This is a genomic window from Sinomonas sp. T428B (genome assembly GCF_056780155.1).
Map to the genome: position 1 here is coordinate 2127537 of NZ_JBRAZR010000001.1, position 21765 is coordinate 2149301.

A 21765-nucleotide genomic window follows, 5' to 3' on the forward strand; every position below is an offset into this window, starting at 1 on the left:
CCGAGCCATGATCATCGACATCCACGGCCACTACACGACGGCGCCCCCGGCGCTCGGCGAGTGGCGCGGGCGGCAGGTCGACGCCGTCGCCCGCGCCGCCGCGCCGCCGTCGCCGGCTGAGCTGCGGATCAGCGACGACGAGCTGCGCGAGACGATCGAGGCCAATCAGCTCAGGCTCATGGACGAGCGCGGGATCGACCTCACGGTCTTCTCACCCCGCGCCTCGTTCATGGCCCACCACATCGGGGGCTTCGAGACCTCCGCGGCGTGGGCCGCGGTCTGCAACGAGCTCTGCTACCGCATCAGCCAGCTCTACCCCGAGCGGTTCGCCCCGGCGGTCATGCTGCCCCAGTCGCCCGGCGTCGACCCGGCGACATGCCTGCCCGAGCTCAAGCGGGCCGCCGGCGAGTACGGGGCCGTCGCCGTCAACCTCAATCCCGACCCCTCCGGCGGACGCTGGGACGCGCCCCCGCTCACCGACCGCTCCTGGTACCCGCTCTACGAGGCGCTGTGCGAGTACGGCCTGCCGGCGATGGTCCACGTCAGCACGAGCATCAACCCCGCCTTCCACACCACGGGCGCGCACTACCTCAACGCGGACACCACCGTCTTCATGCAGCTCGTCGAGGGCGACCTGTTCCGCGACTTCCCCGAGCTCCGCCTCGTCATCCCCCACGGGGGCGGCGCCGTCCCCTACCACTGGGGCCGCTTCCGCGGCCTCGCCCAGGCGCTCGGCCGGCCGGACCTCGGGGAGCACGTGCTGGGGAACGTCTTCTTCGACACGTGCGTCTACCACCAGCCGGGCATCGACCTGCTGCTGGACGTGATCCCCCATCGGAACATCCTCTTCGCCTCGGAGATGGTCGGGGCCGTCCGCGGGATCGATCCCCTGACGGGGCACCACTTCGACGACACCCGCCGCTACCTCGAGGCCGCGGGGCTCGACGCCGACAGCCTCGCCGCCGTCCTCGAGCAAAACGCCCGGGCCGTCTACCCCCAGCTCGACGCCCTGCTGACCGGCCAGGGCCGCTAGGACGCCGCGGAGGACGACCCTCAGGAGTGAAGGAGAACCATGTACGAGATCGGAGTCGTGCACCGCACGGTCCGGCGCGCCGAGCCCACCGCGGTCAAGGCCCTCGCCCAGTACGGCGTGGCCACGCTCCACGAGGCCCTGGGCCGCACGGGGCTCATGCGCCCCTACCTGCGCCCCGTCTACGAGGGGGCCTCGCTCTGCGGCACGGCCGTGACCGTCCTGCTCCAGCCGGGGGACAACTGGATGCTCCACGTCGCCGTCGAGCAGCTGCGCCCCGGGGACGTGCTGGTCGCCGCGTGCAGCACCGAGAGCGAGGACGGGTTCTTCGGCGAGCTCCTCGCCACGTCCGCCCGCGCTCAGGGCTGCGGCGGGCTCGTCATCGACGGCGGCTGCCGCGACGCCGACGCGCTCCGGGCCATGGACTTCCCCGTCTTCAGCAGGGCCATCCACGCCAAGGGCACCGTCAAGGCCACCCTCGGCTCCGTCAACATCCCCGTCGTCTGCGCGAACGCGCTCGTCCACCCGGGCGACGTCGTCCGGGCGGATTCCGACGGCGTCGTCGTCGTCCCAGCCGAGCGCGCCGCCGAGGTCGCCGAGGCCGCCGCGCGGCGCGAGGAGAACGAGGCCGGCAAGCGCGAGCGGTTCGCCGCGGGCGAGCTCGGCCTCGACGTCTACGGCATGCGCGAGAAGCTCGCGGCCGCGGGCCTCCGCTATGTGGACTAAAGACGCCCTCCCGACTGAGACGATAGTCTCCCTTCGACCTCCCCTCACCCGAGACAAGGAAGCTGCCCATGCACAACACCGACTTCATCCAGACGTCGCACGCCGGCTCGCTCCCCCGCTCGCCGGAGCTGCTCGCGGCGAACGCCGCCATGGCAGAGAACCCCGGGGACCCGGCGGCCTACGAGGAGCTGCTCGCCTCGTCGGTGAAGGACGTCGTCGCCCGCCAGCGGGAGGTCGGCATCACGCTCCCCAACGATGGCGAGTACGGGCACACGATGTCCAACGCCGTGGACTACGGGGCGTGGTGGAACTACTCGTTCTCGCGCCTCGGCGGCCTCACCCAGGGCGGAGTGGACCGGTGGCAGGTCACGGAGAAGATCCGCTCGGAGCCGGGCAAGATCCGGCTGACCAGCATGCGGGACCGGCGCGACCGGGTGCGCTTCGACGAGGCCTACAACGACCCGAACTCGTTCATCCTCACCGGCCGCAAGCCCGTGCCTCAGCCCACCGTGACCGGGCCCATCACGTACACCGGGCAGCAGGCCGTGCAGCGCGACGTCGAGCACCTCAAGGCGGCCCTGGCCGCGAACGGCTTCGAGACCGGCTTCCTCCCCGCGCTCTCCCCCGGCTCGGCCTCGCGCCTTGCCAACGAGTACTACACGAATGACGAGGAGCTCGTGTACGCGTGCGCCGACGCGATGCGCGAGGAGTACAAGGCCATCGTCGACGCCGGCCTCATCGTCCAGATCGACGACCCCTCGATCGCCGAGAACTGGGACATGATCAACCCAGAGCCCTCCCTCGAGGACTACCTGGCCTTCACCCAGCTGCGCGTCGACGCCCTCAACTACGCCATCCGCGACCTGCCGCAGGAGCAGATCCGCTTCCACCTGTGCTGGGGCTCGTGGCACGGCCCGCACACCACGGACATCCCCTTCAAGGACCTCGCCGAGACGATGCTCTCGATCAACGCCGGCTCGTACTCGTTCGAGGCTGCCAACGTGCGGCACGAGCACGAGTGGAAGGTCTGGCGCGACCTCGAGCTGCCGGAGGAGAAGGCGATCGTGCCCGGCGTCGTCTCCCACGCGACCAACGTCGTCGAGCACCCCGAGCTCGTCGCGGACCGGATCGAGCGCTTCGCCCAGATCGTGGGGCGGGAGCGCGTCATCGCCTCGACCGACTGCGGCCTTGGCGGGCGGGTCCACCCGCAGATCGCCTGGGCCAAGCTCGAGGCGCTCTCCGAGGGCGCGACGATCGCCACCCAGAGGCTCTGGGGCTAGAGCCGCTCCGTGAGCGCCAGCGGCACGCGCGATCTGGTCACCGAGCTGCTCGGCGTCTGGCTGCTGCTCGCCGTCTTCGTCGACGGCTGGGCGCACCTCAACCAGCCCGGCCTGGAGAGCTTCTTCACCCCCTGGCACGCGGGCATCTACTCCGGGTTCGCGGCGGCCGCGGTGTGGACCTCCGTCGTGGTGTGGCGGAACCGAATCCCCGGGCGCCCTCTGGCCGCGGCCGTCCCTCCCGGATACCGGGGCACGGTGCTCGGGGTCGGGGCCTTCGGCGTCGCCGGTGCCCTGGACATGCTCTGGCACGAGACTCTCGGCATCGAGGTCTCCCTCGACGCCCTCGTCAGCCCGACGCACTTGATGCTCGGCTTCAGCCTGTTCCTCATCCTGGGCACTGGCATCCGCAGCGCCCGTGCCGGCAGCGCCCGCGAGCCGTTCAGGTGGACCCCGCCAGCCGTCCTGTCCCTCGCGCTCATGACGGGGCTCGGAGCTTTCTTCCTCGTCTACTGCTCTGCGTTCGCCCGGGCAGCGCCCGCGGCCGTCTTCGTGCCGACGCTGGTCGGCAGCCCCGGGCACAACCAGTCGGAGATGCCCGTCGTCATCGGCCTCGCCAGCTACCTGCTGACGACGGCGCTGATCACCGCGCCCCTGCTGTACGCCCTCTCGCTCTCGGTCCGGCCCCCGCGCGGGATCGTGACCCTGCTGGTGGTCTCGGCGGCGTGGCTTCCGGTGGGGATGGTCGGCTTCAGGCCCGTGGCGGTGGCCGGCGCGGCGGGCGGGACGGTCGCGGCCGTGGTCGCAGACCTGGCGCTGCCCCGGCTCCGCGATGCGTGGCTCTCTCGGTGCCTGCCCGCCGTCACGGCCGCGATCGCCGCACTGGTCTGGACCGGGCAGCTCATCGCCATCGCGATGGCCAACGGCCTCGGGTGGCCGGTATCCATGTGGCTTGGCTCGGTGCTCCTGAGCGCAGCCATGGCTGCCGTCCTGACGCTGCTCTCCGGCTGGATGGCGGCGTCGCGGGGCGCAGTTACCGCCAGCGCCAAAAGGGCGGCCCACCCGGAAGATTCCGGGTAGGCCGCCCCTCCCGCGTACGTGAGGCCGGTCGTTCCCCTCAGCCTCTATCTCGAGGGATCAGAAGTCCCAGTCCTCGTCCTCGGTGTTGACGGCCTTGCCGATCACGTAGCTCGAGCCGGAGCCGGAGAAGAAGTCGTGGTTCTCGTCCGCGTTCGGGCTCAGCGCCGAGAGGATCGCCGGGTTCACGTCCGTGACGGAGGACGGGAACATGGCCTCGTAGCCGAGGTTCATGAGCGCCTTGTTGGCGTTGTAGTGCAGGAACTTCTTGACGTCCTCGGAGAGCCCGACGGCGTCGTAGAGGTCGTGGGTGTACTGCACCTCGTTCTCGTACAGCTCGAAGAGGAGCTCGAAGGTGTAGTCCTTGATCTCCTGGCGCTTCTCCTCCGAGACCAGCTCAAGGCCCTTCTGGAACTTGTAGCCGATGTAGTACCCGTGCACGGCCTCGTCGCGGATGATGAGGCGGATGAGGTCGGCCGTGTTCGTGAGCTTGGCGCGCGAGGACCAGTACATCGGCAGGTAGAAGCCCGAGTAGAACAGGAAGCTCTCGAGCAGCGTCGAGGCGACCTTGCGCTTGAGCGGCTCGTCGCCCCGGTAGTAGTCCATGACGATGTGCGCCTTGCGCTGGAGGTTCTCGTTCTCGAGGCTCCAGCGGAACGCGTCGTCGATCTCCTTGGTCGAGCACAGGGTCGAGAAGATCGAGGAGTAGCTCTTGGCGTGCACCGACTCCATGAAGGCGATGTTGGTGTACACGGCCTCCTCATGCGGGGTCAGCGCGTCCGGGATGAGGCTCACGGCGCCGACGGTCCCCTGGATCGTGTCCAGCAGCGTCAGGCCGGTGAAGACGCGCATCGTGAGCTGCTGCTCCTGCGCCGTGAGGGTGTGCCACGACTGGACGTCGTTGGAGAGCGGCACCTTCTCGGGCAGCCAGAAGTTGTTCACGAGGCGGTTCCACACCTCGACGTCCTTGTCGTCCTGGATCCGGTTCCAGTTGATCGCCTGGACGTGGTCGAGGAGCTTGAGCTTCTCGGCGGTCATGGCCTGTCCTTTCGAAGTATGTGAGATCCGACTACCACTAGAGCATGCAGCTGACGCAACCCTCCACCTCGGTCCCCTCGAGGGCGAGCTGGCGGAGGCGGATGTAGTAGAGCGTCTTGATCCCCTTGCGCCAAGCGTAGATCTGGGCCTTGTTGATGTCGCGAGTGGTGGCGGTGTCCTTGAAGAACAGCGTCAGCGACAGGCCCTGGTCCACGTGCTGGGTTGCGGCGGCGTAGGTGTCGATGATCTTCTCGTAGCCGATCTCGTACGCGTCCTGGTAGTACTCCAGGTTGTCGTTCGTCAGGTACGGCGCCGGGTAGTAGACGCGGCCGATCTTGCCTTCCTTGCGGATCTCGATCTTCGAGGCCACGGGGTGGATCGAGGAGGTCGAGTTGTTGATGTAGCTGATCGAGCCCGTCGGCGGGACGGCCTGGAGGTTCTGGTTGTAGATCCCGTGGGCCATGATCTCGGCCTTGAGCGCGCGCCAGTCCTCCTGGGTGGGGATGTGGACGTTCGCGAACAGCTCGCGGACCTTCTCGGTCTGCGGGACCCACTCCTGCTCGGTGTACTTGTCGAAGAACTCCCCGGACGCGTACTTCGAGTGCTCGAAGCCGCCGAACGGCTGGCCGTGCTCCTTCGCGAGGAGGTTCGAGGCACGCAGGGCGTGGAAGAGCACCGTGTAGAAGTAGATGTTCGTGAAGTCCAGGCCCTCCTCGGAGCCGTAGTGGACGCGCTCGCGGGCGAGGTAGCCGTGGAGGTTCATCTGCCCGAGTCCGATCGCGTGCGACTGGGCGTTGCCCTCCGCCACGGACGGGACGGAGTTGATGTAGCTCATGTCCGACACGGCGGAGAGGGCCCGGATGGCGGTCTCGATCGAGAGGCCGAAGTCCTCCGAGTCCATCGTCTTGGCGATGTTCATGGACCCGAGGTTGCACGAGATGTCCTTGCCGACCGCCGCATACGAGAGGTCCTCGTTGTAGAGCGACGGCGTGGACACCTGGAGGATCTCGGAGCACAGGTTGCTCATCGTGACCTTGCCGGCGATCGGGTTCGCCCGGTTCACCGTGTCCTCGAACATGATGTACGGGTAGCCCGACTCGAACTGGATCTCCGCGAGGGTCTGGAAGAACTCGCGCGCGTTGATCTTCGTCTTCTTGATCCGCGCGTCGTCGACCATCTCGTAGTACTTCTCGGTGACCGAGACGTCGGAGAACGGCATGCCGTAGACGCGCTCGACGTCGTACGGCGAGAAGAGGTACATGTCCTCGTTCTTCTTGGCGAGCTCGAACGTGATGTCCGGGATCACGACGCCGAGCGAGAGGGTCTTGATGCGGATCTTCTCGTCCGCGTTCTCGCGCTTGGTGTCGAGGAAGCGGTAGATGTCCGGGTGGTGCGCGTGCAGGTACACGGCGCCGGCGCCCTGGCGCGCGCCGAGCTGGTTCGCGTAGGAGAAGGAGTCCTCGAGGAGCTTCATGACGGGGATGACGCCCGAGGACTGGTTCTCGATCTGCTTGATCGGGGCGCCGTGCTCGCGGATGTTCGTCAGCGACAGGGCGACGCCGCCGCCGCGCTTGGACAGCTGCAGGGCCGAGTTGATCCCGCGCGCGATCGACTCCATGTTGTCCTCGATGCGCAGGAGGAAGCACGAGACGAGCTCGCCGCGCTGCTTCTTGCCGGCGTTGAGGAACGTGGGGGTGGCCGGCTGGAAGCGGCCGGAGATGATCTCGTCCACGAGCTGGGTCGCGAGCTGCTCGTCGCCGCGCGCGAGGTGCAGGGCGACCATGCACACGCGGTCCTCGTAGCGCTCGAGGTAGCGCTTCCCGTCGAAGGTTTTGAGCGTGTACGAGGTGTAGAACTTGAACGCGCCGAGGAAAGTCTCGAAGCGGAACTTCTTCTTGTACGCGCGGCTCCAGAGCTCGCGCACGAAGTTCATCGTGTACTGGTCGAGGGTCTCGCGCTCGTAGTAGTCGTTCTTGATGAGGTACTCGAGCTTCTCGTCCAGGTCGTGGAAGAACACCGTGTTGGTGTTCACGTGGTCGAGGAAGTACTGGCGCGCGGCGTACCGGTCGGCGTCGAACTGGATCTTCCCGTCCTCGCCGTACAGGTTGAGCATCGCGTTGAGCTCGTGGTAGCCGAGGCCCTTGAACTTCGCGGGAAGCTCCTTGGGGTCTGCAGGCGCTACTGCGGGGGAAGCGACAGTCGTGTCCAAAATTCGTCCAATCCCTTGGTGACCCGGTCCACGTCCTCTGACGTGCCCATGAGTTCGAATCGGTAGAGGTGGGGCACCCCGCACTTGACGGCGATGATGTCGCCTGCAGCGCAGTAGTTGTCCCCGAAGTTCGTGTTGCCCGCGCTGATGACGCCCCGGATGAGGCCCCGATTGTGCGGGTCGTTGAGGAATCTGATGACCTGCTTCGGCACTGACCCCGCTCCCCCGGTGCCGCCGTAGGTCGGCACGATGAGCACGAAGGGCTCGGTCGCGCGCAGGGGGCGTTCGTGGGAGAGCAGCGGGATGCGCTCGGCCTCGAGGCCGAGCTTGCCCACGAAGCGGTGGGTGTTGCCGGAGACGGAGGAGAAGTAGATGAGGCGGCTCGCCGTCAGGCGCGGCCCCGGGTCTGATCCCAGGGCCCGCGCCTCTCCCGCCCCGATGGCCTGGGCGGTCATGCGAGCACCTCCTGCTGAGGGCCTATGACGGCGGTCAGGCCACCGACGCGGTCGCTGCGCCCTGGGCGAGCGCCGCGATCTTGTCGGGGCGGAAGCCGGACCAGTGGTCGCCGTCGGCCACGACGACGGGCGCCTGCATGTAGCCCATCGCCTTGAGCCGCGCGAGGGCCTCCGGGTCCTGCGTGACATCGACGCTCTGGTACTCGATGCCCTTCTTGTCGAGGGCACGGTAGGTAGCGTTGCACTGCACGCACGCCGGCTTCGTGTAGACCGTGACGTTCATGGATCTTCCCCTCCTGCGAAAAGTCTTTCTCCGGCTGGGCGTTTCACTCCACCTGCCGCACCGGCGGTCTGCTCCGGATCCGGAGCGCCTCGGCTGCCCTCGATACTACATGTTGTGCGCGCCGCCGCTGCGGACCCCTAGATGATGTATTACAAGTATGTCATTCCTCACGCCCGTAGTCCACACGCTGCGCACACGAAATGCACCGTGATTCGCAGCGACTTCCGCGGATTTCCGCCCCTCGAGTCAGTGCGTCCACAGTCTGTGGACGCCGCCGTGCACACCCGAAAAAAGTTCCGTGTCGTTCGTCTCCCGGCGTGTCGTAGGCTGAAGCACTGTCATGGGAGCGACGCGCAGGTGCCAACGCACGAGCGGGACAGGGGAAAGGAGCAGGCATGGTCAATCCGGTCCACCTCCAGACCCTCCTCGAGGTGGTGCGCCAGGGCTCGTTCGCCGCGGCCGCGACGCGCCTCGGGTACACGCCGTCGGCCGTGTCCCAGCAGATGGCCGCGCTCGAGCGCGAGACCGGCGTCGCGCTGTTCCAGCGCACGGCCCGCAGCATCGCGCCCACGGAGGCCGCCGTCGTCATGACCCGGCACGCCGCGAAGGTGCTCACGGACATCGACGCGCTGCTCGCCGCCACGGCCCGGGCGGCGGACGCGGCCGGCCGCGAGCTGCGGCTCGGCATCTTCCCGAGCCTCGCGACGTACGTCCTGCCGGCCGTGCTGCGCAGCGAGCGCTGGCGCGGGCTCGGGATCGACCTGCATGTCTCCATCGCGGAGCCGGGCCAGGCCATCCAGGGCCTGCGCGCGGGCGGCGAGCTCGACGTCGTGCTCGTCTACCAGGTGGGCCAGGCCGGGCTCGCGTGGCCGCATACGGTGGACCGGCAGTGGATCGGCGATGACGCGTTCAAGGTCGTGATCCCCGCGACCTGGGGCATCGCGGAGGGCTCGCGGATGAGCGCCGACCAGCTCGGCGGCATGCCGTGGATCGTCCACCACCCCGGGACGGCGGACGCGACGGTGATCGACCGGCTCTTCGCGAGCTGCGGCATGCACCCTCGGATCGTGGGCTACAGCGACGACTTCAACGCGAGCCTCGGCCTCGCCGCGGCCGGCCTCGGCGCGGCCCTCGTCCCCGAGCTCGCGCTCCAGGCCCGCCCGGGCGGCGTCGCCGTCGTCGACGTCCCCGAGATCCGGCTCGCGCGCAACATCTTCGCCCTGCGGCTCTCAGGCCAGCGCGACACCCAGGCCGGGCTCTTCCTCGACCTCGTCGCGGAGACGCTCGCGGCGCTGTCCGCCCGGGTCGGCGTCCGAGGCTAGCTGGTCGTCGGGGGCAGGGGGCGCAAATGGGCGGCGCGCGGGGCAGGGCCTACGTGGGCGTCTCGGGCTGGCGCTACCGGCACTGGCGCGGCGACTTCTACCCGCGCGGGCTCCGGCAGGCCGACGAGCTCGCCTACGCCGCCGAGCGCATGACCTCGGTCGAGATCAACGGCTCCTTCTACTCGCTCCAGCGCCCGTCCTCGTATGCGGCCTGGCGGGAGGCGACGCCCGAGGGCTTCGTGTTCGCGGTCAAGGGCGGGCGCTACATCACGCACCTCAAGCGGCTGCGCGACGTCCAGGTCCCGCTGGCCAACTTCTTCGCCTCGGGCGTGCTCGCCCTCGGCGAGAGGCTCGGGCCGATCCTGTGGCAGCTCCCCGAGAGCGTCGCGTTCGACGCCGATCTCGTGGGCGGGTTCCTCGACCTGCTCCCGCGGACGACGGCGGAGGCCGCCGCCACGGCGAAGGGCCACTCCGAGAAGCTCCCCGCGGACCGCGCGCTCACCGAGGCCGCCGTCGACGCGCCGCTGCGGCACGCCGTCGAGCCCCGGCATGCGAGCTTCGACAGCGACGAGGCGCGCCGGCTGCTGGCCGCCCGCGGCGTCTGCACCGTCGTCGCGGACAGCGCGGGCCGCTGGCCCCGCATGGCGGACGAGACGGGCGGATTCCGCTACGTCCGCCTGCACGGCGAGTCGGAGCTGTACTCGGGCGGCTACGGGCCTGCGTCCCTCGACCGCTGGGCGGATCGGGTCCGCGGCTGGCTCGACGACGGGCTGGACACGTACGTGTACTTCGACAACGACATCGGGGGCAGGGCGCCGCACGACGCGATGGCGCTGCTCGAGCGGCTCGGCTGAGGGGTTCGGCTGGGGCTCGAAAAGCTGGCCAGCCTGTGGGGGCGGGACTATCTTTTAGTCATGGAGACGGCAGACAGCCCGCATTTCGGCCAGGTCGCCCTGGCCTCGACGGGGCAGCGGCTCATCTCGGGGAGCTACGAGTACAATGGCATGCCGGTCGACCTGGACCTGAGCATCGGCGAGCACGAGCGGCTCGACGAGGCGGCCCTGCACAAGGTGGACTACCGCCTGCGGTTCCTGCCCGAGCTCATCGACGCCGCACGCGAGCGCATCAGCCAGGACCTCGAGGACGAGGACTCCCCGGCCGTCGAGTACATGCACTTCCACCGCGAGAACCTGCACAACGGCAAGGCCCGGGAGCTCTTCGGCGTCGACACCCCGGAGGAGGTCGACGCCGACAGGTTCGTCGCCGCGCTCAGGCTGGCCAAGGTCGGGATCTTCCCCGGGCAGCCGGAGCGCTACTTCGTGCTCGGCTTCACCCTCGGTGAGGGCTTCACCGATGAGATCCTCGTCGCCGCGGCAGACGAGGACGGCGTCGTGGACGACGAGCTCAGCTGGGACTGAACTCGCCGCCGCACGACGCCGTCATGCCTCTAGCGCGTCAGGGGCGCCTCAGGCGCTGATGCCCTGGAGCGTGCGGGCCGCCTTGGCAGCCTCGACGAGGTTGCGCAGCGACTCCTCCGTCTCCGCGTAGCCGCGGGTCTTGAGGCCGCAGTCCGGGTTGACCCAGAGCTGGCGCGAGGGCACGTGCGCGACGGCGGTCTTGAGCAGCTCCTTGATCTCGTCCTGGCCGGGAACGCGCGGGGAGTGGATGTCGTACTCGGCCGCGTCGATCGCGCCCTTGTTGAGGCGGGCGCGGGCGCCCCGGACCTCGGCGGTCTGCGGGAGCGAGCCGATCGTGGTCGTCGGCAGCGGCGGGAGGTTGAGGACGGCGTCCCGCGCGGCGGCGCGCGTGGCGAAGGCCGGGCGGGAGAAGTCCGCCTCGTCAGGGCCGCGGTGCGCTCGCGCACCTCGGGGCGGCGGACGCCGGGGGCCTCGGCGCGGGAGGCGATGACCCGGGTGGCCTCCTCGATGGCGCCGGCGGCCGAGGCCGGGTCGGCGAGGTACGAGGCCAGCACGGAGACCTCGCGGACCTTCTGGTCGGCGAACGCGAGCCAGCTGCGCAGCTGGGCGTCGAGCTGGGTCTCCTCCTCGACGCCCACATCCCCGAGACGGGGATCGCTGACACGTTGCAGGAGCAACTTGGTTACGACCATAGGAATCCGGGCCCGGCGCCATCAAGCCCTGTGGAGCAATGTGTCCGAGCATGATGCAATGTGACTGTGCCGGGCAGGCCTACCAGGGCCGGTCGACGGGAGCCTGCGGGGGGCTGTCGAGATAGTCGCGGCGCTGCTCGCTCTCGACCCGCTCCTGCTGGCCGGCCTCGGACTTCTGCTCGAGCTCCTCGAGCCGCTCCTGCCGCGCCTGCTCCTCGGCGGCCTGGGCCGGGTCCTGGCTCGGGGACGGCGCCGGGCTCGGCTGGGTTCCGGGCTGTCCCTGCTGCTGTCGCCCGGGCTGCGGCTGCGCCTCGGCGCGCTCGCGCTCCATGCGCTCCCGGGACTCGCCGAGCCGCTCCCCCTGCTGGCGCTGGTTCTGCGGGCTGTCCGGCTGGAAGCACCCCTCGGGCGCCGCCTCGACGACGGCGAGCCCCTCGTCGTAGAGGGTTGCCGCCCCGGCCGTGTCCCCGGACTCCTTCGCGGCGGCGGCGAGCTTCTCGATCGAGAGCACGAGGTTCACCCTCACTGTGCACTCGTCGTCAGTGCCCGTCCGCCGGAGGGCCTCCTCGAAGGCCCCGCGCGCCCGGGCGTAGTCCCCGGCGAGGACATAGGCGTCCCCGCGGGCGAAGTGGGACTTGTGCGTCTCGACGATGTCCGCGACGCCCATGCCGTCTGCGGCGGAGGAGACCCCGGCCCCGTCCTTGGCGTCGAAGGCCCAGTTGGCCTGCTGGGCGAAGGCGCTCATGCCCAGCAGCTTCGCCGCGACGAGGAGGGCGGCCAGGACGGGCAGCATGCCCCACGCGAGGAGCCGCCGGCGGCGCCGCATCCGCGCGGCCCGCTCCTCCGGGCGTTCCTGGGCGTCGGGTCCCCCGGCGGGGGCCGGGGGCACGCCGTCGAGCAGCGCGCTCATCGCGGCCTCCCCCCAGGAACGAGCTCCCGGAGCGCCCTCCCCGAGCGCACGACCTCCGCGAGCGCGAGGCCGAACGCCGCGAGGGCGAACATCCAGTACAGCTCGAACCGGCCGAACAGCCCCGACTCCTCGCTCACGCGCAGCTGGCCGGGCTGGGCCTGGACGAGCGCCTCGTCGACGGCGTCGCCAGGTCCGCGGTGCACGTACGGGACGCCGAGCTCCCCGGCGACCCCGCGCAGGGCGTCCTCGTCGATCCGGGACACGGCATCCTGTCCCGTGAGGGGGTCCTGGATGTAGCCCTGCTCACGCTCGTCCTGGAGCGGCGGGTTCTCCCGCATCCGCCCGCCGGCCGAGGTCCCGTAGCCCAGCACGGCTCCCCCGTTGACGAGGCTCTTGTCGATCCCCATCGGTGCGGGCGGATCCGCACTCGTCTGCTCACCGTCGCCGAGGTAGAACACGATCCGGGCCCGCTCCGGCGCGTCCCGGGAGGAGGCCTCGAGCCGCTGGCGGAGCACGTCCGCCCCGGCGGAGATGCTCGATCCCTTCGAGTAGAGCCAGTAGGCCGGACGCATGACCTCGGCGGTGGCCTCGACGGCCGAGGTGTCGGTCGTGAGCGGCATCCGGACGCTGCCCCGCGTGTCGAACGCGAGCACCGCGAACTTGGCCCCCGCGAGCCGCTCGGCGATCCGGACCATGTCGGCGCGCATGCCCTCGAGCCGCTGCGCTCCGCCGTAGTCCTCCGCGGAGGAGCTCGTGGTCAAGTCGACGACGAAGAACACGTTGAGGTCGTTCACGGCGCCCTTGGCCTCGGCGCCCGGGATGCCGGGCCGCCACGCCGCCGCGAGGAGGCACGCCACGAGCAGTCCGCGCAGGATCCAGGGCCTGCGCTCGCCGCCCGCGGAGAGGGCGCGCCACGCGGCCCAGCCGACCCCGCCGAGCACGGCGAGCGTCAGCGTGAGGGTGGCCCACCAGGGGAACACGGGCAGCAGGGTCATGACCGCACCCTCCACAGGCCCACGGCCAGGACCGCCCCGGCGACGAGGGCGATGGCGAGCGGCACGTCGGGCCTGTCGGCCACGAGGCCCCGCGCGCTGCCCTGGGTCGCCGTGGCCTCGCTGGCCTGGATCTGGTCGATGATCGAGCGCGCCGCCGTCGGGCTCCGCAGCGGGAAGTACTGCCCGCCGGTCGACTCGGCGGCCGCGCGCAGCTCGAGGGCCTCCTCGTTCGTGGTGCGCGTGCCGAAGTCGGCGGGATTGAGCGCGAAGACCCGCACGTCCTTGGCCGTGGCGAGCTCGGCCGCCTGCGGCAGGGAGAACACCGGCGTGCCGGCGAGGTAGTTGTCGGTCGAGAAGATCACGGACCGTGACCGCCTCTCGGTGTCGAGACGAGGGAAGTTCTGCACGCACGAGGCGAGGCCGTCGCCGATGAGGGACGTGCCGCGGCCCTCGCGCGTGCCCTCGAAGAACCCCGGGTCGACGCTGCGCCGGTCGAAGGCGTACCGCGCGCGGCTGAGCTGCTCCTCGATGTAGCTGTAGTCGTCCGTCAGCGGGAACACCTGGACGCCGCTCGCGTCGAAGATCGTCATGCCGATCCGCTCGCCGCGGAAGTCACGCACCATCGAGGCGAAGACGTCCACGATCGCGGCGTCCGCCCGGCTCATGGACCCGGACGTGTCGAGGCACAGCATGATGTCCCGGCTGCGCTGCTCGGGCCGCTGCGAGGCCGTCAGGGCCGGGCGGGCCGCGGCGAAGAGGAGCGCCCCGGCGAGCACGAGCGCGGCGAGCACGACGACGGAGAGCCACAGCCGCTGCCGGCGCACGAGGCGCTGGTAGCTGGGCAGGGACGCGAGGCGGTCGCCGTGGGCGACGGGGACCGCCCCCTCGCCACGCCTCCCCCGCCGCACGGCGAGGACGAGCGCCCCCACGAGGGCGATCGCGCCGGGGAGCAGGAGCCATCCGAAGATCAGGTCCACGTGGCCACCACCGTCCGGGCGTCGCTCAGGGCACCGTCGGCGTCGTGCGCCTCCGGCGCCGAGAACTCGGCCGGGTAGAAGCGCTCGATGGCCTCTGCGACCGCGGGCACGCGCTCGGACCGGAGCTCGTCGAGGGTCATCTTCGACGCGCGCACCCCCGTGGCCTCCTGGACGAAGCCGCGCACGATCCGGGAGAGCTCCTGGGTGGCCGTGCGCGGGGTGATCTCCCCGGCGTCGAGCAGCAGGCCCACCTCGTCGATCTGCGCGAGGTACTCCTGGCGCAGGCCCGCGGGCGCATGGAAGCGGGGCACGGGGACGTCCCGGCCGGGCCGGGGCGGGCGCGTGCTCCACACCGAGTACGCGACCCAGCCCAGCGCCGCGACCGCGAGGGCCAGGCCCAGGAAGAGCCAGAATCCCGAGTAGCCGAGCGGTCCGTAGAACTGGGGGTCACCGGGCACGGCGGTGCCTCTCGAGGAGCCGGAACAGGGCCGGCAGGACGTCCTCGACCGAGTCGGCGTGCGCCTGAACGATCCCGAGGCCCGCGAGGATCTGCGCCCGCCGGGCGCTGCGTTCCTCCACGAGCCGGCGGTAGTCCTCCGCCACCTCGCCCCCCTCGGCCAGCAGGCTCAGGAGGTACCCGCCGTCTGCCACGTCGTAGCTGCGCCGCGGGGCCCCGGCCCCGGCGAGCTCGGCGTCGCGCACCGTGAACCAAAGGATCTCGTGCTGGGCGGCGAGCCGGCGCAGGAGCGCGGCGTCCTCCTCCCCCACGGCGGCCTCGTCGGCGACGATGAACATCAGGCTCCGCCGGGCCACGGTGCGGGCCACGTGCGCGAGCTGGGCGGTCAGGTCGCTGGGCGCGGCGTCGAGGCCGACGGCGGCGTCGACCCTGCGCAGGATGACCTCGAGGTGCGCCTCGCCGCCGCGGGGCGGCAGGGTCTCGGACGAGGACTCGTCCCCCGAGACGAGCGAGACCTGGTCGCCGTGGCGGTGGGCGAGGTAGCCGACCACGCCGAGCGCCATGAGGGCGATCTCCTTCTTGGGCTCCCCGCCGCGGGAGACGGCGGCCATGTTGCGGCCGGTGTCGGCGAGCAGCAGGACGGTCTGCTTGCGCACGGCGGCATACCGCTTCACGAGCGGCGAGCCGATCCGGGCCGTGGCCTTCCAGTCGATGTCCCGCACCTCGTCCCCCGGCACGTAGGCCCGCAGGTCGTCGAAGTCGAGGCTGCGCCCGCGGAACACCGAGCCGTACTCGCCGTCGAGCATCGTGCGCGCGCGGCGGTGGGCGAAGATGAACATCTTCGTCTTGACCTTGGTCACGAGGCTCGTCACGGTGCGCGCCTAGGGGGTGGGCACCGCCGCGACCACGGCGTCGATGACGGCCTCGACCGGGACCTGCTCCGCGACGGCCTCGAAGCCGAGGATGACGCGGTGCCGCAGGACGCGGTGGGCTAGGGACTTCACGTCCTCGGGCACCACGTAGTCCCGGCCCGCGAGGAGCGCCGCCGCCCGGGCCGCGGCGCTGAAGGCGATGCTCGCGCGGGGGCTCGCGCCGAACTCGATGAAGCGGGCAAGGCGCGCCTCGATGTACTGCTCGGCGTGCCTCGTCACGTAGGCGAGGCCCACGATGTAGCGCACGATCGCGGGGTCGAGGTAGACCCGGCGGGCGGCGTCCTGCAGGGCCAGCACGTCCTCGAGCGTCGCCGCGGGCGTGCTGGCCCGGGCCGCCTCGAACACGCCGAGGTCGATCCGGTGCAGGACCTCGGCCTCCTCCTGGGGGCTCGGGTAGTCGAGGACGTCCTTGAGCATGAAGCGGTCCATCTGGGCCTCAGGCAGCTGGTACGTGCCCTCCTGCTCGATGGGGTTCTGGGTCGCGAGCACGAGGAAGGGCTCGGGCAGGCGGTGGATCTGCCCGCCGATGCTCGTCTGCCGCTCCTGCATGGCCTCGAGCATCGCGCTCTGGGTCTTGGCGCTCGAGCGGTTGATCTCGTCCAGGAGCACGATGTTCGCGTGGACCGGTCCCAGCTGGGTCGTGAAGGAGGCGTCCCGCGCGTCGTACACCTGGGTGCCGACGATGTCGCTCGGCAGGAGGTCCGGGGTGCACTGGATGCGGCTGAAGACGGCCTGGACGGAGTGGGCGAGCGTCGCGGCGGCGGTCGTCTTGGCCAGGCCCGGGACGGACTCGAGGAGCACGTGGCCGCCGGTCAGGAGCCCGATGAGCAGCGTCTCGCGGAGCCGGGACTGGCCCACGACCGTGGCCTCGAACTGGGCCGTGATCGCGCCGATCGTCTCGTGCGCCCGTTCGAGGTCGACGCCCTCGAGCGGCGCCCTGTCCACATGCTGCGTCACGGTTTCCCCCTCGTGTGCGCCGGCCCGGGGCACCATGGTTGCGCCGGGCCCGTCCTCCTATGCTACCCGCCGAGCAGGAGCCGTTCCGCGCGGGGTGCGAGCGCGCGCTCGAGGACGAGGCAGGCCGCCCCGACGGCGCCGACATCCTCCCCGAGCGCCGTGCCGGTGAGCTCCACCCGGTGGATGCCGCGGGTCGCGAGCAGGTCGTTGACCATGTCCGGCATGACCCGGAGGCAGAACTCGGCGACGGGCTCCCAGAAGGGGCCGCCGAAGACCATGCGCTCGACGTCGAGGAGGTTGCCGACGACGGCGGCGGCCCAGGCCATGTTCCGCGCCGCCCCGCTCAGGATTCCGACGGCCGCCTCGTGGCCCTCCCCGGCGAGCTCGCACAGGCGCGCGAAGCCGGCCTGGAAGTCGGCCGCGACGGGCTCGGCCGGCAGCGGCGGCAGGGCGCCCGCGGCGATCGCCTCCCCGACCAGGCGGACCGGCTCGAGGACCGTCGCGATGGTGCCCCGCATGCCGCAGCCGTCGAAGCACTCGGGCCCATCCGGGTCGACGATGATGTGGCCCATCTCGCCGGCGTTCCCCGAGCTCCCCCGGTAGACCTCGCCGCCGAGGACGAGCCCGCAGCCGAGGCCGGTGCCGAGGTAGAAGACGGCGAAGCTCTCGGAGCTCCCCGGGCCGCCTGCCCAGACCTCGGCGACGGCGGCGCCCGTGACATCCTTGTCCATCGTGGTCTCGAGCCCGGTGGCCTCCTGGACCATGGCCTGGAGGGGGACGTCGCCCCAGCCGCGCAGGAGCGGGGGCCCGACGACGGCGCCGCGGTCGAGGTCGATGGGTCCGGGGGCGGCGACGCCCACGCCCGCGACCAGCCTGCGGTCCACGCCCGAGGAGCCGATGAGCATCTCGACGCAGTCCGCGATCGCGGCGACGATCTCGGAGGGGACGTGGCTGCGCGGCGTCGTGAACGTGTTCTTCGCGACGATCGCGCCGACGAGGTCCAGGAGCACGACCGTGATGATGCTCGGGTCGAGGTGCACACCCACGGCGTACATGCCGGTGGGGTTGAGCCGCAGGATGGTGCGCGGCTTGCCGGGCCCGGTCCCCTCCTTGCCGGCCTCGACGATGAGCCTCTGGTCGAGCAGGCGGCGGGAGATGTTGGAGATGGTCTGCGGGGACAGTCCGACGATCTGGGCCAGCTCGACCCGGCTCAGCCCGGCCTCCGAGCGGCGGATGGCGTCGAGGATCACGGTCAGGTTGAAGTCGCCCATCCGCGGCAGGTTGGTACCTCGTCGGGCGGCGGGCTGGCGTGGCTCCGTCACAGTGTCCTTCCCCAGGTCCCCTCGGCCGCGCTGCACTCTCTGACTGCTGTCTGCCTGAGCCAGCGCGGTTCTAGTAGTACGTTACCCTCAACACCCGTTCATTCACCGCACTCGTGGAGGGCGTGCCCATGACCAGCGTCCCGGCCGCCTCGGCGGTCCCAGCGGAGGAGTTCCCCATCACCCTCGGGCTCGTCGCGGGGCTCCTCGCCGACCAGCACCCGGACCTCGCCGGCCTGCCCCTGCGGCCCGCCGCGGTGGGCTGGGACAACGTCGTGTACCGGCTGGGGGACGGCCTGTGCGTGCGCGTCCCCCGCCGGGCGCTCGCCGCGGAGCTCGTGCGCAAGGAGCTCGACGTCGTCCCCGCCCTCGACTCGCGCCTGGCCGCCGCCGGCGTCGGGGTCGCGCTGCCTGTGCCGGTCCGCGAGGGGCGTCCGGGGCGCGGCTACCCCTGGCCGTGGAGCGTGTGCCGCTGGACCGAAGGCACTCCCGGGCTCGAGGTCCCCGCCGCAAAGCGTGCGGCCGCCGTCCCCGCAGTCGCCGCCTTCCTGCGGGCCCTGCACGTGCCCGCCCCCGCCGGGGCGCCCGAGAACCCCTTCCGCGGCGGTGGGCTCGCGCGCCTCGACACGGCCGTGGCCGCGCGCCTCGCCCGGCTCGGGACCGCGGGCGCGCCGCCCCTGGCCCGGATCACGGCGCAGCACGCCCCCGCCCTCGCCGGGCTCTGGGACCGGCTGCGGGACACCCCTGAGCTCGACGTCCCGCGCTCCTGGATCCACGGGGACCTGCACGCGGGCAACGTGCTCTTCGCCCCGGGCGGCGGGCTGGCCGGGATCATCGACTTCGGCGACGTGTGCGCGGGCGACCCGGCGGTGGACCTCGCCGCGGCGTGGCAGCTCTTCGGCTCGAGGGACCGTGCGGCCTTCCGCTCGCTCCTGGAGGACGACGGCGGCGGGTACGGGGCGGCGTGCTGGCTCCGGGCGGCGGGCTGGGCCCTGCACTTCGGGCTGCTCTCGGTCGCGACCGAGGGCAACGACCCGGCGTTCGTGCGCAACGGCGAGGAGACGCTCGCGGGCCTGCTCGACGAGTTCGGGCTCAGCCCCGGCGCACGGACCGGGTGACCGTGAACTTGCGGTTGCGGCCCACCGGCTCAGTCGGCCCGACCGCGGCCAGGGCGCGGCGGTAGTCGAGGTGCCGGTTCGCGACGCACCACAGCTCGCCGCCCGGGCGCAGGAGCCGCCCCGCCGCCTCGATGAGCCGGATCCCGGCCCCCGCGTGGACGGCCGAGCCGAGGTGGAACGGCGGGTTGAGGAGCACGACGTCGGCCGAGCCCGCCTCGAGGAGGCCGCCGGCGTCGTCGTGCTCGACCCGGATCCTGTCCGCGAGCCCGTTCGCCGCGGCCGTGGCCCGCGCGGAGCGGACGGCCGCGGCCGAGCGGTCGGTCGCGACGACCCGGGCGCCCGGGTGCCGCTGGGCGTAGGCGACGGCGAGGGCGCCCGTTCCGCAGCCGAGGTCCACCGCGTCCCCTGCCGGGATCCTGTCGAGGAAGCCCAGGAGGAACCGCGTCCCGATGTCCAGGCGCGCGCCCGCGAACGCTCCGCCGTGGGCGCACAGCGTCAGCCCGAGGTCGCCGTGCCGCTCGCACACCGGGAACGGGGGCCGCTCCGGCACGGGAAGCGGCCCGCTCGCGGTCAGGAGGCGGGACTTCTGCGACGCGAGCCCGGCCGCGACGTCGGCGAAGCGCGTGCCCAGGACCTCGTTCATGCCCAGGCTCATGTGCTTGACGCGGCCGCCCGCGACGAGCACGGCGTCCGGCGCGGCCCAGCGGGCGACGGCGTCGGCGGCCTCCTCGAGCTCGGCGAGCCCGCGCGGGAGCTGGGCGAGCACGAGCCGGGCGCCGCGCAGGAGCCCCTCGTCGAGCTCGCACGCCTCGAACGTCCCGGCCAGCCCGAGCCGCTCGGCGTTGGCCGCGAGCGCGGCCCGGCCGGTCGCGAGGTCCTGGTGGACCCTGATGCCCGTGAGCCCGGCCGCGGCGAGCTGGAGCGTGATGGCCCCGTAGGCGTCACCGATGACGGCGACCTCGTGCCCGCCGAGCCCGCGCTCCCCGGCGTCGGCGAGGCCGCGCGCGGCGAGGAGCCGGTCCGTCGCGTCGTGGGCCTGGAGGTTCTCCGCCTCGACGTCGGGAAAGCGGCTCAGGAGCTCGAAGGGGAAGGCGCCGGGGGGCGTGCGGGGGTCGTCGTGCACCCGTCCACCTTAACGTCCGGCTCAGCGCCGGCCTGGTCCCCTGGCGAGCCACGCGAGGGCGGCCTCCGCGGCGTGGTACCCCGGCATCCCGTGGGCGCCCGCCCCCGGCGGCGTCGCGGCGGAGCACAGGTAGACGCCCGGGACGCCGGTCGCGTACGGGTCGAGCGCGGGCAGGGGGCGGGCGAGGAGCTGGAGCCCGCCGTTCGAGCCCGTGCTGATGTCCCCGCCCACATAGTTCGCGTTGGCAGCCTCGATCGCTGCCGGCCCGCGCACCGCGATGGCCCGGATCCGGGTCCGGAAGCCCGGGGCGAAGCGCTCGATCTGCGCCGTCACGGCCTCGAGCCCGTCCCCGGCCCACGCGTGCGGGACGTGGGCGTAGGCCCAGATCGGGTGGACGTCGTCCCGCGAGCGGGATGGATCGGCCAGGTACTGCTGGCCCACGAGCACGAACGGCCGGGCCGGCATCGCCCCGCGCACGGTCGCCGCCTCGGCCGCGGCGATCTCCTCGAAGGTCCCCCCGAGGTGCACCGTGCCCGCCCGGCGGGCGCCCTCGCTGGCCCACGGGATGCCGCCCTCGACGGCGTAGTCGACCTTGAACGCGGCCGGGCCGTGCCGGTAGCGCCGGTAGGCGCGGGCCGTGCGGCCGGGCAGGCGGGGGCCGAGGATGCGCGCCGCGGCGCCGGGGGCGACGTCGAGGAGGACGACGTCGGCGTCGAGCTCGCGCGCGTCGGCGACCCGGCGGCCCGTCTCGACGGTCCCCCCGAGCGCCGCGAGCCTCGCGGCGAGCGCGTCGGTGATCGCCGCCGATCCCCCGGCCGCGACGGGCCAGCCCACGGCGTGCCCGGACGCGGCGAGGACGATCCCGATCGAACCCGTGAGGGGCGCGTCGAGCCGCGTGAAGGCGTGTGCCGCGATGCCCCCGAAGAGGGCGCGGGCCTCCTCGCCGCGCCAGCGGCGTGCCACGAGCGAGGCCGCCAGGAGGGCGTCGAGCCCGAACCGGGCGAGCGCCACCGGGTGCCGGGGGACGTGCGCGAGGGGCCCCAGGATGTCCCCGAGGAGGTCCCCGAAGCCCCGCGCGGTCCGGCCGACGAGCGCGTCCCACGCGGCGCCGTCGTCCCCGAGGCCCGCGGCCGTGCGCGCGGCGTCCCGCCACAGCAGCGCCTCCCGCCCGCCGTCGAGCGGGTGCGCGAGCTGGACCTCTGGCCAGAGCCAGCGCAGCCCGTGCTCCTCGAGCCCGAGGCCCGCGAGGAACGGCGAGCCCGCGGCGAGGCCGTGGAACGCGGAGCACTCGTCGTGGACGAGGCCCGGCAGGGTCAGCTCGGAGCTGCGGCAGCCGCCCCCGATCCGGTCCTCGGCCTCGAGGACCCGCACCGAGAGGCCGCGGCCGGCCAGGTGCACGGCGGCGGCGAGGCCGTTGGGCCCGCTCCCGACGACGACGGCTGTGCTCATC

General features: G+C 72.0%; 21 protein-coding genes and 1 pseudogene. 8 read left to right on the forward strand and 14 right to left on the reverse strand.

Features of this window, described 5'->3' with window-relative positions:
* Positions 1–7: 7 nt before the first annotated feature.
* From ACUYMY_RS09735 to ACUYMY_RS09750, 4 genes are all read left to right on the forward strand, one after another.
* Positions 8–1033: an amidohydrolase family protein gene (locus ACUYMY_RS09735; RefSeq protein WP_481703372.1), complete on the forward strand. Its 1026-nt coding sequence runs from the start codon at positions 8–10 to the stop codon at positions 1031–1033.
* 39 nt (positions 1034–1072) lie between these two features.
* Positions 1073–1756: a 4-carboxy-4-hydroxy-2-oxoadipate aldolase/oxaloacetate decarboxylase gene (locus ACUYMY_RS09740; protein ID WP_481703373.1), complete on the forward strand. Its 684-nt coding sequence runs from the start codon at positions 1073–1075 to the stop codon at positions 1754–1756.
* 68 nt (positions 1757–1824) lie between these two features.
* Positions 1825–3036 carry a cobalamin-independent methionine synthase II family protein gene (locus tag ACUYMY_RS09745; protein WP_481703374.1) on the forward strand — a complete coding sequence of 404 codons (1212 nt, stop codon included), beginning with the start codon at positions 1825–1827 and terminating at the stop codon, positions 3034–3036.
* Positions 3037–3045: 9 nt separating this feature from the next.
* Entirely contained in the window at positions 3046–4113 is a 1068-nt protein-coding gene (locus ACUYMY_RS09750; RefSeq protein ID WP_481703375.1) for a hypothetical protein, read from the forward strand.
* Between the two features lie 57 nt (positions 4114–4170).
* On the opposite strand, the gene nrdF is transcribed toward ACUYMY_RS09750, so the two are convergent.
* The 4 genes from nrdF to nrdH are packed head-to-tail and all read right to left on the reverse strand — an operon-like array spanning position 4171 to position 8095.
* Positions 4171–5148, reverse strand: coding sequence for a class 1b ribonucleoside-diphosphate reductase subunit beta (gene nrdF / locus ACUYMY_RS09755; RefSeq protein ID WP_481703376.1), 978 nt, complete (start codon positions 5146–5148; stop codon positions 4171–4173).
* Between the two features lie 37 nt (positions 5149–5185).
* Positions 5186–7357, reverse strand: a complete 2172-nt coding sequence (nrdE, locus tag ACUYMY_RS09760; RefSeq protein WP_481703377.1) for a class 1b ribonucleoside-diphosphate reductase subunit alpha — start codon at positions 7355–7357, stop codon at positions 5186–5188.
* The gene (gene nrdI / locus ACUYMY_RS09765) at positions 7327–7812 is read right to left on the reverse strand and encodes a class Ib ribonucleoside-diphosphate reductase assembly flavoprotein NrdI (protein ID WP_481703378.1); all 486 of its coding nucleotides are present in this window, start codon (positions 7810–7812) and stop codon (positions 7327–7329) included. Before nrdI ends, nrdE begins: the two co-directional genes overlap by 31 nt.
* A 34-nt stretch (positions 7813–7846) precedes the next feature.
* A complete protein-coding gene (gene nrdH / locus ACUYMY_RS09770) occupies positions 7847–8095 on the reverse strand; it encodes a glutaredoxin-like protein NrdH (RefSeq protein ID WP_077487782.1) in 249 nt (82 codons plus the stop codon).
* Between the two features lie 395 nt (positions 8096–8490).
* On the opposite strand from nrdH, the gene ACUYMY_RS09775 reads away from it, so the two are divergent.
* The 3 genes from ACUYMY_RS09775 to ACUYMY_RS09785 are packed head-to-tail and all read left to right on the forward strand — an operon-like array spanning position 8491 to position 10835.
* On the forward strand, positions 8491–9417 hold the full coding sequence (locus tag ACUYMY_RS09775) for a LysR family transcriptional regulator (protein ID WP_481703379.1): 927 nt from the start codon (positions 8491–8493) through the stop codon (positions 9415–9417).
* Positions 9418–9443: 26 nt separating this feature from the next.
* Entirely contained in the window at positions 9444–10271 is an 828-nt protein-coding gene (locus ACUYMY_RS09780) for a DUF72 domain-containing protein (RefSeq protein WP_481703380.1), read from the forward strand.
* A 60-nt stretch (positions 10272–10331) separates the two neighbouring features.
* On the forward strand, positions 10332–10835 hold the full coding sequence (locus tag ACUYMY_RS09785) for a DUF2004 domain-containing protein (protein WP_481703381.1): 504 nt from the start codon (positions 10332–10334) through the stop codon (positions 10833–10835).
* Between the two features lie 48 nt (positions 10836–10883).
* Here the strand turns inward: ACUYMY_RS09785 and ACUYMY_RS09790 are convergent.
* From ACUYMY_RS09790 to ACUYMY_RS09825, 8 genes and pseudogenes are all read right to left on the reverse strand, one after another.
* Positions 10884–11467, reverse strand: a pseudogene (locus ACUYMY_RS09790) (hypothetical protein); the annotation flags it as partial.
* 139 nt (positions 11468–11606) lie between these two features.
* The gene (locus tag ACUYMY_RS09795) at positions 11607–12437 is read right to left on the reverse strand and encodes a tetratricopeptide repeat protein (RefSeq protein ID WP_481703382.1); all 831 of its coding nucleotides are present in this window, start codon (positions 12435–12437) and stop codon (positions 11607–11609) included.
* The gene (locus tag ACUYMY_RS09800; RefSeq protein ID WP_481703383.1) at positions 12434–13432 is read right to left on the reverse strand and encodes a vWA domain-containing protein; all 999 of its coding nucleotides are present in this window, start codon (positions 13430–13432) and stop codon (positions 12434–12436) included. Before ACUYMY_RS09800 ends, ACUYMY_RS09795 begins: the two co-directional genes overlap by 4 nt.
* Entirely contained in the window at positions 13429–14409 is a 981-nt protein-coding gene (locus ACUYMY_RS09805) for a vWA domain-containing protein (protein ID WP_481703384.1), read from the reverse strand. The genes ACUYMY_RS09800 and ACUYMY_RS09805 overlap by 4 nt, the downstream gene beginning before the upstream one ends.
* The gene (locus ACUYMY_RS09810; protein ID WP_481703385.1) at positions 14400–14867 is read right to left on the reverse strand and encodes a hypothetical protein; all 468 of its coding nucleotides are present in this window, start codon (positions 14865–14867) and stop codon (positions 14400–14402) included. Before ACUYMY_RS09810 ends, ACUYMY_RS09805 begins: the two co-directional genes overlap by 10 nt.
* Positions 14857–15738, reverse strand: a complete 882-nt coding sequence (locus ACUYMY_RS09815) for a DUF58 domain-containing protein (RefSeq protein ID WP_481703386.1) — start codon at positions 15736–15738, stop codon at positions 14857–14859. The genes ACUYMY_RS09810 and ACUYMY_RS09815 overlap by 11 nt, the downstream gene beginning before the upstream one ends.
* 9 nt (positions 15739–15747) lie before the next feature.
* The gene (locus ACUYMY_RS09820) at positions 15748–16791 is read right to left on the reverse strand and encodes an AAA family ATPase (RefSeq protein ID WP_481703387.1); all 1044 of its coding nucleotides are present in this window, start codon (positions 16789–16791) and stop codon (positions 15748–15750) included.
* Positions 16792–16817: 26 nt separating this feature from the next.
* Complete coding sequence (locus ACUYMY_RS09825) at positions 16818–18077, reverse strand: ROK family protein (protein WP_481703388.1); 1260 nt, start codon at positions 18075–18077, stop codon at positions 16818–16820.
* Between the two features lie 128 nt (positions 18078–18205).
* On the opposite strand from ACUYMY_RS09825, the gene ACUYMY_RS09830 reads away from it, so the two are divergent.
* A complete protein-coding gene (locus ACUYMY_RS09830; protein ID WP_481703389.1) occupies positions 18206–19192 on the forward strand; it encodes an aminoglycoside phosphotransferase family protein in 987 nt (328 codons plus the stop codon).
* On the opposite strand, the gene ACUYMY_RS09835 is transcribed toward ACUYMY_RS09830, so the two are convergent.
* On the reverse strand, positions 19167–20315 hold the full coding sequence (locus ACUYMY_RS09835; protein ID WP_481703390.1) for a class I SAM-dependent methyltransferase: 1149 nt from the start codon (positions 20313–20315) through the stop codon (positions 19167–19169). The two genes, ACUYMY_RS09830 and ACUYMY_RS09835, sit on opposite strands and share 26 nt — an antisense overlap.
* 21 nt (positions 20316–20336) lie before the next feature.
* Entirely contained in the window at positions 20337–21764 is a 1428-nt protein-coding gene (locus ACUYMY_RS09840; RefSeq protein ID WP_481703391.1) for a phytoene desaturase family protein, read from the reverse strand.
* Position 21765: the final 1 nt, after the last annotated feature.